This is a genomic window from Janthinobacterium sp. TND4EL3, from assembly GCF_900156175.1.
Lineage (GTDB): Bacteria > Pseudomonadota > Gammaproteobacteria > Burkholderiales > Burkholderiaceae_D > Janthinobacterium.
This window is the reverse complement of the sequence record NZ_FTMV01000015.1, coordinates 1-12,452: the sequence shown is the minus strand read 5'-3', so window position 1 is coordinate 12,452 and position 12,452 is coordinate 1. Positions and strand designations below refer to the sequence as shown.

The window sequence follows — 12,452 nt, the reverse complement described above, 5'->3', positions numbered from 1 at the left end:
TGCTGCTCTTGGGAGCATTCAGTGCCGCCATGGCCACCACCGCCGCTGCTGCGGAACCGGCGCCGGCCGCGCCGCGCGGCTTCACCGTGGAAGACATGGTGGCCATGGAACGCGTGGGTCACCCCGTGCTGTCGCCGGACGCCACGCGCGTCGTCTACACGGTGCGCAGCACCAACCTGGACAAGAACCGCGGCAACACGCAGCTGTGGCTGATCGACCTGCGCGCGCCGAATGCCGCGCCACGCCAGCTCACGCGCGGCGACGCCAGCGCCGGCGACCCGCAATGGTCGCCGAACGGCGACGCCATCTACTTCCTCTCAAGCCGCTCCGGCTCCTCGCAAGTGTGGCAGCTGCCCCTGAACGGCGGCGAAGCGGCCAAGGTCACCGACCTGCCGCTGGACGTGGACACCTACCGCCTGTCGCCGCAGGGCGACCGCCTGGCCTTCAGCATGGCCGTCTACCTCGATTGCGCCGACCTCGCCTGTACAAAAAAGCGCCTCGATGAAAAAGCGAAGAACAAGGCGACCGGCATGGTCTACGACCAGATGTTCGTGCGCCACTGGGATACCTGGGCCGACGGCCGCCGCAATGCGCTGTACTCGGCGCCCATCGACGCGACCGGCAAGGTCAGCGCCGCCCCCGTCAGCCTGAGCGGCACCCTCGATGGCGACGCGCCATCGAAGCCCTTCGGCGACAACGGCGAATACAACTTCAGCCCGGACGGCAAGACGGTGGCCTTCTCCGTGCGCGTGGCCGGCCGCACGGAATCGTGGTCGACCAACTTCGACGTCTACACGATACCGGCCGCCGGCGGCCAGGCGCCGCGCAACCTCACGGCCGACAATCCCGCCTGGGACGCGAAGGCCACCTATTCGCCCGATGGCCGCACCCTGGCCTACGTCGCCATGACCAGGCCGGGCTTCGAGGCGGACCGTTTTCATTTGGTGCTGATGGACGTTGCCACGGGCAAGAAGCGCACCGTCGCCGATGACTGGGACCGTTCCGTGGCCGATTTCCGCTGGACGCCGGACGGCAAGGCCTTCCTCGTCGCCGCCGATGACGTGGGCCAGCACCGTCTGTTCCACATCGACGCGGCCAGCGGCAAGGTCAACGCGCTGACGGGCAAGGGCGCCGTGGGCGAATTCGACGTGCGCGGCAATACCATCGTGCTGGCGCAGGCCAACCTGGCCTCGGGCGCGCAGCTGTACACGCGCAAGCTCGACGCCAAGTCGGAAAACGCGCCGATGCTCCAGCTGACGAAGCAGAATGCGGCAGCGCTGGCCAACGTGCGCTTTGGCGAATATGAACAGTTCTCGTTCGCGGGCGCGGATGGCGAAACCGTCTACGGCCACGTCATGAAGCCATGGAATGCCAAGGCCGGCGAAAAATATCCGGTGGCCTTCCTCGTGCATGGCGGCCCGCAGGGCAGCTTCGGCAACAGCTGGAGCTACCGCTGGAATCCGCAAGTGTATGCGGGCGCCGGCTACGCCACCGTCTTCATCGACTTCCACGGCTCCACCGGCTATGGCCAGAAGTTCACGGACTCGATCAGCGGCGACTGGGGCGGCAAGCCGCTGCTCGACCTGCAAAAGGGCCTGGAAGCGGCCACCAGGAAATTCCCGTGGCTGGACCGCGAGCGCAGTTGCGCGCTGGGCGCTTCCTACGGCGGCTACATGATGAACTGGATCGCCGGTAACTGGCCGGACGGCTTCAAGTGCCTGGTCAACCACGACGGCGTGTTCGACAACCGCGGCATGGCTTACGCGACGGAAGAACTGTGGTTCACCGAGTGGGAAAACGGCGGCACCTACTACGATGCGCCGGCCAAGTACGAGCAGTTCAACCCCGTCAACTTCGTGAAGAACTGGAAGACGCCGATGCTGGTGGTGCAGGGCGACCTGGACTTCCGCATCCCCACCGCGCAAGGCCTGGGTACCTTCACGGCGCTGCAGCGCCGCGGCATCCCGAGCAAGCTGCTGGTCTTCCCGGACGAGAACCACTGGGTGCTCAAGCCGGCGAACTCGCTGCTGTGGCATCACACGGTGCTCGACTGGTTGAACACCTATACCAAAAAATAAGCCTGGCCCGCAGTCAAAAAGCCGCACAGTTTGCACTGTGCGGCTTTTTTTCATCCATCAACTTCGCAATATCAATACGCGATCAATACGCAGCGAGCGCCTTGGCGAACTTCACGATCCACAGACGGCTAGGACGCTCGCGGTCGTCGCCGCGCGCCACGCGGATGGTGTTGGCGGCGTTGCAGCCGGCCGCGCTGCTCGTGACGATGGTGCCGTTGGCGTCCACCGTGCACTTGGTCACGTCGGCGTCCGCCACTTCCACGCCGTTCGCGTCGAAGACCTTGGTTTTCAGGCCGAAGTCATTGTCGTTGGCCAGCGCGATGGTGGACTCGTCGATCAGGGTCAGGCCTTCGGCCTTTTCCGCCGCCCAGCCGATGGCGTTCAAGTCCAGCAGCAGCGTTTTCTTCAGGGGCGTGACGGCGGCCCAGTCGGCGCCATTGACGGGGGCGCCGCCCATGCTGCTCTTTTCCAGGTCGGAGGTCGTCGCGTTGTAGGCGGCGGCCGCAATGTCCGTGGCGCCCTTCAGTTCGACCAGCATCAGCTTGTTGAACACCTTGCCCGATGGCGCGGCGCCCTGCTCGATGACGAGGAACTTGCCGCCGCCCAGCGCCACCATGTCGCCCAGCTTGGCGTTGCCCGTGCGGCCATCCTGGTAGTCGGCCGCATTCAGCGGATACGCATACATCTTGCCGCTGGTGCCCGTCACCGGGTCGAATTCGATCCAGCGCGTGAAGCGGGCGAAGCGCTCGACCTGTTCATTCTTCTTCGTCACAGAATATGGTGCCGTGCCATCGGACAGAGGGCTTTGCAGGAAGGCGTACAGCTTGTCGTTGCTCGTGTCTAAGGTCATGCCTTCCATGCCGCGGTTCGCGCGGCGCTTGGCGAACAGCGCCGGCAAGCCCTTGCCCGGCTCGTACTTGGCCTGGATGATACCGGTGGCCGCATCGATCCGGACGATGAAGGGACCGTATTCGTCGGACACCCACAGCGCATTGCGCTTGGCATCGACGACGATGGCTTCCGAATCGAGGCCGCCCGCGTTGAAGACGGCCTTGCCGGCGGCGTCGAACTTCATCGCATCCATGACAGGAATCTCGGCCGAATTGCCGACCGCGCCCACGGGCACGGGCAAGCCCGAGCTGTTGACGGTGGCCGACACCTTGATCGGCGTCGACGAACCCAGCACGGCGCCGTTCTTGCCGACCGTGATCACGCCAAACGACGGGGTAAAACTGGGCGACGGGAAGATCTTGCTGCCGATGGTGCCCTTGCCCGACGGGTCGGGCACCAGCGGGCCGTCGCCGTTCGGGCCGCGGTCCGTCAAGCCATAGAATTCCAGGTCGCCCGCCGCATTCTTGCCCTTGTAGGCCAGGCCGGAACCGTACGATGGCAGGAAGCCGTTCGGGAATTCGCCCTTGATCTTCGCGTTGGCGCCTTCGTACGGCACGTAGAATTTGTCGGCTGCCTGGATCTGGTAGCGCGTCACGGTGACTTTCACTTCGCCCGCCGGATTGGCCTGCGTCAGCGCTTCGTTGACGGGTGCGCCCGCTTTGGAGGCCAGGGTGTCCTCGAAATGCTCGCGCACGAGGGCGCGGCGCTCGGCATCGACCGTGCGGCCGGCGAATTTGCCGCCTACCGACGCCAGGTGCGCGGCCAGGGCCGTGTTGAAGACGGCCGGGGCGGTGGCAAAGTCCAGTGTCTTGCCCGCCAGCGCAGCCTTTACTTCGGCCGTCAGCTTGATGCCGTTCGACGGATCGCTGTCGTCATCGAGCAGTTGCAGCGCCAGCAGGCGGTTGACGACCTTGTCGTCCGCCACATTCGTGCTGGCGGCCAGCGCCAGCGGCGTGACGACGGCGCCGCATGGGGCCGAACCCAGGGCCAGGCCGCCCACGCTGAAGGCTACCGTCTCGCCCGGGTTGCAAATGAATTCGCCCTTGGCGTTGGTGCTGGCCTTGGCGGCGCTGCCGGCCACGTAATCGAGTCCTTCCACCGCGCCGTCGAGGAACACGCCCGTCTGCGCCACGGGCTTGGAAGGCTCTGCCGGTGGATTATCGCTGCCGCCACAGGCGGCCAGGGCCAGGCCGGCGGCGATGGCCAGCAGGGTCAGTTTCGGGGTCGACGTTACAGCAGTGTTCATGCATTCCTCGGCTAAGGTGGGATTGAAGCCGTGGAGAGTAACTGTTCAACGTGACAAGCCCATGACAGCCGTCACGCCAGTGGCGTATCCGCAACAGGCCCGCCGATGCCGCCGAAGCGGCCATCGGCCTGGCGCCGGAATTGCTTGGGCGTGACGCCCTTCACCTGCAGGAAGCGGCGGTTGAAATTGGCCACGTTCTGGAAACCCACGTCATAGCAGACGTTCGACACGTATTGGTCGGTGTCCATCAGCAGCTGGCACGCCTTGTTGATGCGCAGCCGGCTGACGAAATCGGTGAAGCTGTTGCCCGTCGCCTTGCGGAAGAAGCGCGAGAATTTACTCAGCGACATGCCCACCTGCTCGGCCAGCATTTCCGCCGAAATCGGCTCGCGGTAATTGTCCGTGATGTAGTTGAGGACGGCATTGACCTTGGCCAGGGTGGCGTCATCGTCGTAGGAACGCAGGGAAGCGCTCGACAGCAGACGGTAGTTGGCCGTGCGCGCCAGCTTGCTCATCAATTGCACGAATTCGGCGAAGCGCTCGGCCCCATGCGTGGCGCGGATGCGCGCCAGGTGCTGTTCGGCCTCGTGGCCCATGTCGAAAAACTCCACGCCATAGCTGGAGCGCTCAAGCAGGGGCAGCAGCTCGCGCAGTTCGGGAATCACGCGCGCGGCGCCCGCCAGCGGCGCATGGGCGAACTGCACGATCATGTCGCGCAGGGCCACGCCGCCATCCGGCATCACGTTGGAAATCCAGTTGTGCGGCAGGCGCGGACCCGTCAGCACCAGGTGGCCGGGCGAGAATTCGCCGATATAGTCGCCCACGAACAAGCGCCCGCTGGTGGCGACGATCAGGTGCAGCTCATACTCTTCATGGCAGTGCCAGCGCACGCGCGAGCTGGGATAACCATGTTCCAGGTAATTGATGATGCCGTCGTAGCTTTCGCGTTCCAGCTCGGGCGCCTTGCGCTCGCTGTCCTTGTGCCACAGGTGTTCCATGCTCGTCTCTCCCAGGCTGTCCCTGCCCGTGCCATCGAATGTACCTCAAAAAGCCTCACTCGCCAAAACGGCCCAGCGCCTGCTGGCGAAACTCCTTCGGCGTCATGCCCTTCAATTCCAGGAAGCGCCGGTTGAAATTGGCCACATTGTTAAAACCCGCCTCGTAGCAGATGTTGCTGACATAGCGCTCCGTCTCCATCAGCAGCTGGCACGCCTTGTTGATGCGCAGGCGGTTGACGAAATCCGTGAAGCTGTTGCCCGTGGCGCTGCGAAAGAAGCGCGAAAACGTCCGCTCGGGCATGTCCACCTGCTCGGCCAGCTGTTTCAGCGAGAACTGGCTGCTGTAATTGTGCACGATGAAGTTGATGGCCGAACTGATGCGCGCCAGTGCCACGTCGTCGTCGCTCGACTGCATGGGCACCGTCGACAGCAGCTGGTAATCGCTGGTCTGCGCCAGTTCTCCCAGCAAGGTGAGAAATTCGATGAAGCGCGGCAGGCCGCTCGTGTCGCGGATGCGCCGGAAGCGCCGCAGCGACTGCTCGCTGACGCCAAAGAATTCCACGCCATGCAGGGCGCGCTGCAGCAGCGGGAAGATGCCCTTCAATTCGGGAATGGCGGCCGCCATCGACGCCAGCGGCGCATGGCCGAACTGGATCACCATGTCGCGCAGGGCCACGCCTTCGGCCGGCGTGTCGAGCGAGACCCAGTTGTGCGGCACGCGGGGCCCCGTCAGCACCAGGTGGCCGGGCGTGAACTGGCCGATGTAGTCGCCGACAAAGACCTTGCCGCTGCTCTCGACGATCAGGTGCAGCTCGTACTCGTCGTGATAATGCCAGCGCACCAGCGCATTCGGAAAGCCGTGCTCCAGGTAGCGGATAAAGCCGAAACTGCCTTTCGGCTCGAAGCCGGGCGTGGCGTCGCGCTGCTGCTCCAGTTCCTGCTCCACCTGCGGATATCCGGCCTTGCGTGGCATGGCGCTCCCTCCCCGTCAGGCGACGATCTGTTCCAGCGCCGCGCGCGCGCCCAGTCCGTACAGGCTGGCCAGCGACTGCCCCACCGCCTGCGTGAACGCTTCTGTGTCGCTTAATTCGCCGAACAGCTCGCGCAGCGACAGCAGCGGTGCGGCGTCCGAGCCGCCCTGCAGCGCCAGCGCGCGCAGGCGCGCCGCGTACGGATCGTTCAAGGGCATCTCGCGCCCCTGCTCGTCGTGGCCTTCCAGGTAGCGGAACCAGCACGCCACGGTAAACGCCAGCAGCGCAATGGCGCCGCCCCGGGCCAGCGCTTCGCGCACGGACGGCAGCACGAATTTCGGGATGCGCGCCGAACCTTCCGTGCCGATGCGCGCCAGCTGGTCGCGCACGGCGGGATTCGAGAAGCGTTCGATCAGGGTGTCCTTGTATTGCGCCAGATCGATGCCTTCCACGCTATCGAGCAGGGGCGTCACCTCGTCATCCATCATGCGCCGCACGAGTGCGCGGATGCCCGCATCGCCCATCGCTTCGTGCGCAAACGTGTAGCCGAGCTGCATGCCAATGTAGCACAGGGCCTGGTGGCTGGCATTGAGCAAGCGCAGCTTCATTTTTTCATACGGCAGCACGTCATGCGTCATCTGCGCGCCCACTTTTTCCCAGGCCGGGCGGCCCTGCGGGAATTCATCCTCGATGACCCACTGGCGGAACGGCTCGCACACGACGGGCCAGGCGTCGACGACGCCGAAGCGCTCGCGCACGAGCACCCGGTGTTCATCGGTGGTGGCGGGCGTGATGCGGTCGACCATGCTGTTGGGGAAGCTGCCCCGCGTGGCCAGCCAGCGCGCCAGTTCGCCGTCGCGCAGGGCGACAAAGGCCAGCAGCATCTTGCGCGTCACGTCGCCATTGTTTTGCAGGTTATCGCAGGACATGATGGTAAACGGCGCCAGGCCGCGCTGGCGGCGCAGGGCCAGCGCGGCGGCCAGGTAGCCGAACGAGCAGCGCGGCGCCTGCGGGTGCGCCAGTTCGTAGGCAATGTCGGCATGACCGGCGTCAAACTCGCCCGTGCCCTGGTTGACGTAATAGCCGCCCTCCGTGATGGTCAGCGCGACGATGCGCGTGCCGGGGTCGGCCAGCTTTTCCAGCACGGCTTGCGGCTCGTCGGGCGCATACAGGTATTCGCCGATGCAGCCGATGATGCGCGCCGAGTCGCCGGCCGCGCTGCGCTCGACGACCGTATATAAACCGTCCTGCGCCCGCATGGCGTCGCGCATGGCCGCGTCATGCGCGAGCAAGCCCACGCCGCAATAGCCCCACTGCGCGTGTTCCTGGCCCGGCAAGGCCAGCAAATCGTCAAGATACACGGCCTGGTGGGCGCGGAAGAAGCCGCCCACGCCGATATGCACGATGCCGGGCACGAGCGACTCGCGCGCGTACGCGGGCACGGCCACGTTCCCTGGCAGCTTGGCCAGGTTCGATTGCTTCAATGCGATGGCATCCATTACAGCGCTCCTTTCGCCGCCGCACAGGTCTTGCCGGCGCGGTCGAAATAATGGACGAAGCCCGGCTCGAACGTCAGCTGCGTCTGCTGGCCCGGCTGCAGGCTGCTGCGCTGCGCGTCGCGCGACACCACCTGCACATTGTTCGGCAGGCGCACATAGGTCAGGGTTTCCACGCCCAGCGACTCCACCAGTTCGACGGTGACGGGCACGCTGCCCGGCTGCGCCGCACCCAGGTGCACGTGTTCGGGGCGGATGCCGACAAAACCGTCGGCCTGCGCCGCGCTGCCTGCCTGCGCCAGCAGCTGCGGTGCCGCATCGGCAGGCACCACGTTCATGCTGGGCGTGCCGATGAATTGCGCCACAAAGCGGTTGGCGGGATGGTCATACAGTTCCAGGGGCGAGCCATGCTGCTCGATCTGCCCGTCGCGCAGCACCACCACCCTGTCGGCCAGGGTCATCGCTTCGACCTGGTCATGCGTGACATAGATGGTGGTGGCGCCCAGTTCGCGGTGCAGCTTGGCGATCTCGATGCGCGTCTGCACGCGCAGGGCCGCGTCGAGGTTGGACAGCGGCTCGTCGAACAAAAACACTTTCGGGTCGCGCACGATGGCGCGGCCGATGGCCACCCGCTGGCGCTGGCCGCCCGACAATTCCTTCGGCGTGCGTTCCAGGTATTTCCCCAGGTCGAGGATGGCGGCCGCCTTGTCGACCTTTTCGCGGATGACGGCCGGATCGACGCCCGCCAGTTTCAGCGCGAACGACATGTTCTGGAACACCGTCATGTGCGGATACAACGCGTACGACTGGAACACCATCGCCAGGTCGCGCTTCGATGACGGCAGATTCGTGATGTCGCGCCCGTCCAGCGACAGCTTGCCGCCGTCGATCGGCTCCAGGCCCGCGATCAGGCGCAGCAGGGTTGATTTTCCGCAACCGGACGGCCCCACGAAGACGACGAACTCGCCCTGTTGAATGTCCAGGTCGATGCCCTTGATGGCGCGGTGCTCGCCAAAGAATTTCTCGATATTGCTCAGTTGAAGGTAAGCCATGATGTCATCCAATAGTGTTTACTTAACAGCGCCGAAGGTCATGCCCTGGACCAATTGTTTCTGGCAGAACCAGCCCAGCGCCATGATGGGCGCAATGGCCATCAGCGAAGCGGCCGACAATTTGGCCCAGAACAGGCCTTCCGGGCTCGAATACGAGGCGATGAGCCAGGCCAGCGTGCCCGCGTTCGAGGCGCCCAGGTTCAGCGACCAGAACGATTCATTCCACGACCAGACCATGCAGACCAGCGCCGTGGAAGCGATGCCGCCCACGGACAGGGGCAGCACGACGTGGCGGAATTCGTCCCACACGGTGGCGCCATCCATGCGCGACGCCTCTAAAATTTCGCGCGGCAGCTCCTTCATGCTCGTATATAGCAGCCAAATCATGATGGGCAAATTCATCAGCATGAACATGATGGTCAGGCCGATGCGCGTATCGAGCAGGCCGAAGTACTGGTAGCAGATATAGATGGGCATCAGCGCGCCCACGCCGGGCATGTAGCGCGAGCTGAGCATAAATTTCAGCAGGCCGATGGTGCCGCCCGTGGGAAAGAAGGCCATCGAATAGGCGGCCGGGATGGCGATCAAGAGGCCGATGGCCGTCGACACCACGCTGGTAAACAGCGAGTTCCACGCGTAGCCGAAGTAATTGTCGCGCGCCAGCACTTCGCGGAAGCTGTCCAGGGTCGGCGTAAAGAACAGCAGGGGCGGCGTGGAAATGGCTTGTCCTTCCGTCTTGAAGGCCATCAGGCCCAGCCAGAAGATGGGAAAGAACAGCAGCAGCGCGCACAGCCAGGCGGCGGCCGTGCGGCCATACAGATTGAGTTTGCTATGCATCAAGGTCTCCTTATTTCGACAGGTTCTTGCCGATGACGCGCATCAGGAAGAAGGCGGCGATGTTGGCGATGAGCACGGCGAACAGGGCGCCGGCAGAGGCCGCTCCCACGTCATAGGACAGCAGTGCCTGCTGATAGATCATGAAGGTGATGGTGGTCGTGTCGAAGCCGGGACCGCCGCCCGTGGTGGTAAAGATTTCCGCAAAGATCGATAGCAGGAAGATCATCTCGATCATCAGCACCACCGAGACGGCGCGGCCCAGGTGGGGAATGTAGAGGTAGCGCAACTGCTGCAGATAGGTGGCGCCATCCATGCGCGCCGCTTCCAGCTGTTCGCGGTCCATCGATTGCAGGGCCGTCATGAAGATCAGGCAGGCAAACGGCAGCCATTGCCAGGAGACCATCATGATGATGGAAAACAGGGGGTGGGCCGACAGCCAGTCGACGGGCGTGGCGCCAAAGAAGAGGCTGATCTGCGCAAACAGGCCGTAGATCGGGTTGAGCAGCATGTTCTTCCACATCAGGGCGTTGACGGCCGGCATGACGAGAAACGGCGAAATCAAGAGCACGCGCACGATGGCGCGCCCCGGAAACGCTTCATTGATCAGCAAGCCCAGCGCCGTACCCAGCACCACCGTGACCAGCATGACGGAAAACAGCAGGGTAAACGTGTTCTGCAAGGCCGGCAGGAACGAGGCATCGCTAAAGAAAAAGTGGAAATTGGCCAGGCCATGGAAAGGATGGCCGCTGGGATCGAGCATGGAATAACGCACGAACGCGTAATACAGGGTGATCAGCAGCGGAATCACGGAAATGACGGAGACGGCAAGCACGGCCGGCGTCAGCAAAGTCCGGGGGATAAAGCGTTTCATAGGATACTCTTGGGACGTGAGGGAGTGACGGCCCCGCTGAACAGCAAGGCCAATCACATCACTTGTTTACAAAGCAAATGGCACAGCAAGACCGGAGACGTCTTATTTGTAATAACCACCTTTACGCATTTCCCTCTCCGCCGTCTGCTGCGACAACTCCAGCGCCTGCTCCACCGTCACCTTGCCCAGCAGCGCTGCCGCCATCTGCTGGCCGGCCGCCACGCCGATCACCTGGAATTCGGGAATCGAGGCGAATTGCACGCCAACATATGGCGATGGCGGCAAGGTGCTTTGCACGGCGCGCGTGGTGGCCAGGGCCTTGCCTTCGGCGGCGGCAAATTTCGCCACTTTCTGGAACTCGGGACTCGCGTAGGTCGACTTGCGCGTGCCCGTCGGCACGTTGGCCCAGCTCGTTTCCTTGGCCACCAGTTTCACGTAATCGGGCGACGTGGCCCAGTTGATGAAGCGCTGCGCCTCATTCGGGTGTTTCGAGCTCGACGGGATGGCCAGCGACCAGATCCACAGCCAGTTGGCGCCCCGCTCCGTCACGCCGACGGGCGACTGGGCGAACGCCACCTTGTCGGCCACCTTGCTCTGTTTCGGATCGGTAATAAAAGAGGCGGCAATCGTCGCATCGATCCAGATGCCGCACTTGCCCTGGTTGAACAGCGCCAGGTTTTCATTGAAACTGTTGGCGGCCGCGCCCGGCGGGCCGTATTTCTTCATCAGGTCGACGTACATGGTGACCGCGTCCTTCCACGGCTTGCTCGTGAATTGCGGCTTCCACTGCATGTCGAACAGCTGGCCGCCATAGGAATTGGCCATGGTGGTGATGAGGGCCATGTTGTCGCCCCAGCCCGGCTTGCCCCGCAGGCAGATGCCGTACACGCCGTTGGCCGGGTCGTGCAGCTTGGCGGCCACGTCGCGCAACTGGTTCCACGTGGGGCGGTCTTCGATGGTCATGCCGGCTTTTTTGACCAGGTCGCTGCGGTACATGATCATCGAGCTTTCGCCGTAGAACGGTGACGCGTACAGCTTGCCGTCGCCGGACAGGCCTTCGCGGATGGCGGGCAGCAAGTCGTCGATGTCGTACTTGGCATCCGGCTTGATGGGGATCAACCAGTTTTTCTTGCCCCAGATGGGGGTTTCATACAGGCCGATGGTCATCACGTCGAACTGGCCGCCCTTGGTGGCGATATCGGTCGTCATGCGCTGGCGCAAGACGCCCTCTTCCAGGGTCACCCACTTGAGCTTGATGTCGGGATTGGCCTGCTCGAAGAACTTGCTGAGCTTTTGCATTTCGATCATGTGGCCGTTGTTGACGGTGGCGATGACGAGGTCGGTTGCGGCCCAGGCGGACGAGGCGAAGCAGAAGGCGCCGGCGCACAGCGCGGCAATGGCGGTACGTTTCATTGTGTGTCTCCAGTGTTTTTTGTCGTTGGCGATGCCGCTTGTTGGCACCACGACCACAATGTAGCACCGGACTTTGATACTTTCTGATACTCCAAAACCGCAATTCGATACTCTTTTGCAGCCCCGCTATGCACGAGAGTATCGACATTGAGTAAAAACAACACTTTGAAAGAAAGTATCGCTACTTGCCCATTTTGTATCAGGCTGGTTAAAAAAGCGCTGCTAGACTTGGTTTTCGGCATTAGACCGTGTGCGGTGGCCGTCCTTCCGGGACGCCAGCGCTACCACCTACATTCTTCTGGAGACCGCATGAATCGCACCGCATTGAAAACCTTGCCTGCCCTGCTCCTGGCCATCGCCAGCGCCGCCGCCCTTGCCGACCCCATGTACCCAAGTGACGCCGAAGGCTTCCATGGCTACCTGCGCGCCGGCGCCGGCAGCAATACCTCGGGCGACGGCGGCTCGCAAGGCTGCTTCGGCCTGGGCGGCAATACCATGAAATATCGTCTGGGCAATGAGTGCGACGCCTACACGGAATTCGGCTACACCAAGTCCGTCGCCCAGTCCGGCGGCGTGAACTACCTGGCCACCATCTGGGT

Annotated in this window: 10 protein-coding genes; 2 read left to right on the top strand and 8 right to left on the bottom strand. The window is 63.6% G+C overall.

Annotation, left to right across the window (positions count from 1 at the left end; all coding sequences use genetic code 11):
• The first annotated feature begins 29 nt into the window (after window positions 1-29).
• The gene (locus BXA07_RS21415) at window positions 30-2,078 is read left to right on the top strand and encodes a S9 family peptidase (protein WP_170909711.1); all 2,049 of its coding nucleotides are present in this window, start codon (window positions 30-32) and stop codon (window positions 2,076-2,078) included.
• A gap of 82 nt (window positions 2,079-2,160) precedes the next feature.
• Here BXA07_RS21415 and BXA07_RS21410 read toward each other — a convergent pair whose 3' ends face one another.
• The 8 genes from BXA07_RS21410 to BXA07_RS21375 form a co-directional block, all read right to left on the bottom strand.
• The gene (locus tag BXA07_RS21410; RefSeq protein ID WP_076570701.1) at window positions 2,161-4,215 is read right to left on the bottom strand and encodes an esterase-like activity of phytase family protein; all 2,055 of its coding nucleotides are present in this window, start codon (window positions 4,213-4,215) and stop codon (window positions 2,161-2,163) included.
• A gap of 71 nt (window positions 4,216-4,286) precedes the next feature.
• Complete coding sequence (locus BXA07_RS21405) at window positions 4,287-5,213, bottom strand: helix-turn-helix domain-containing protein (RefSeq protein WP_076570699.1); 927 nt, start codon at window positions 5,211-5,213, stop codon at window positions 4,287-4,289.
• A gap of 55 nt (window positions 5,214-5,268) precedes the next feature.
• A complete protein-coding gene (locus BXA07_RS21400) occupies window positions 5,269-6,186 on the bottom strand; it encodes a helix-turn-helix domain-containing protein (protein ID WP_076570697.1) in 918 nt (305 codons plus the stop codon).
• 15 nt (window positions 6,187-6,201) lie between these two features.
• Window positions 6,202-7,683 carry a mannitol dehydrogenase family protein gene (locus tag BXA07_RS21395; RefSeq protein WP_076570695.1) on the bottom strand — a complete coding sequence of 494 codons (1,482 nt, stop codon included), beginning with the start codon at window positions 7,681-7,683 and terminating at the stop codon, window positions 6,202-6,204.
• Entirely contained in the window at window positions 7,683-8,732 is a 1,050-nt protein-coding gene (locus tag BXA07_RS21390; protein WP_076570943.1) for an ABC transporter ATP-binding protein, read from the bottom strand. Before BXA07_RS21390 ends, BXA07_RS21395 begins: the two co-directional genes overlap by 1 nt.
• A gap of 18 nt (window positions 8,733-8,750) precedes the next feature.
• Window positions 8,751-9,569 carry a carbohydrate ABC transporter permease gene (locus tag BXA07_RS21385; protein ID WP_070219870.1) on the bottom strand — a complete coding sequence of 273 codons (819 nt, stop codon included), beginning with the start codon at window positions 9,567-9,569 and terminating at the stop codon, window positions 8,751-8,753.
• 10 nt (window positions 9,570-9,579) lie between these two features.
• Entirely contained in the window at window positions 9,580-10,440 is an 861-nt protein-coding gene (locus BXA07_RS21380; RefSeq protein WP_076570693.1) for a carbohydrate ABC transporter permease, read from the bottom strand.
• Between the two features lie 102 nt (window positions 10,441-10,542).
• Window positions 10,543-11,853 (bottom strand): ABC transporter substrate-binding protein, encoded by a 1,311-nt coding sequence (locus BXA07_RS21375; protein WP_076570691.1) that lies wholly within the window; start codon window positions 11,851-11,853, stop codon window positions 10,543-10,545.
• A gap of 309 nt (window positions 11,854-12,162) precedes the next feature.
• Here BXA07_RS21375 and BXA07_RS21370 point away from each other — a divergent pair.
• Window positions 12,163-12,452 (top strand): carbohydrate porin (locus tag BXA07_RS21370; protein WP_139335690.1); only part of this gene is annotated, 290 nt, incomplete at its 3' end.

What these genes read in the sequence shown, in the direction of transcription:
- BXA07_RS21380 (WP_076570693.1), bottom strand. Translation starts at nt 10,440, where the DNA reads ATGAAACGCTTTATCCCCCGGACTTTGCTGACGCCGGCCGTGCTTGCC.
- BXA07_RS21405 (WP_076570699.1), bottom strand. Translation starts at nt 5,213, where the DNA reads ATGGAACACCTGTGGCACAAGGACAGCGAGCGCAAGGCGCCCGAGCTG.
- BXA07_RS21415 (WP_170909711.1), top strand. Translation starts at nt 30, where the DNA reads ATGGCCACCACCGCCGCTGCTGCGGAACCGGCGCCGGCCGCGCCGCGC.
- BXA07_RS21400 (WP_076570697.1), bottom strand. Translation starts at nt 6,186, where the DNA reads ATGCCACGCAAGGCCGGATATCCGCAGGTGGAGCAGGAACTGGAGCAG.
- BXA07_RS21375 (WP_076570691.1), bottom strand. Translation starts at nt 11,853, where the DNA reads ATGAAACGTACCGCCATTGCCGCGCTGTGCGCCGGCGCCTTCTGCTTC.
- BXA07_RS21390 (WP_076570943.1), bottom strand. Translation starts at nt 8,732, where the DNA reads ATGGCTTACCTTCAACTGAGCAATATCGAGAAATTCTTTGGCGAGCAC.
- BXA07_RS21410 (WP_076570701.1), bottom strand. Translation starts at nt 4,215, where the DNA reads ATGAACACTGCTGTAACGTCGACCCCGAAACTGACCCTGCTGGCCATC.
- BXA07_RS21385 (WP_070219870.1), bottom strand. Translation starts at nt 9,569, where the DNA reads ATGCATAGCAAACTCAATCTGTATGGCCGCACGGCCGCCGCCTGGCTG.
- BXA07_RS21395 (WP_076570695.1), bottom strand. Translation starts at nt 7,683, where the DNA reads ATGGATGCCATCGCATTGAAGCAATCGAACCTGGCCAAGCTGCCAGGG.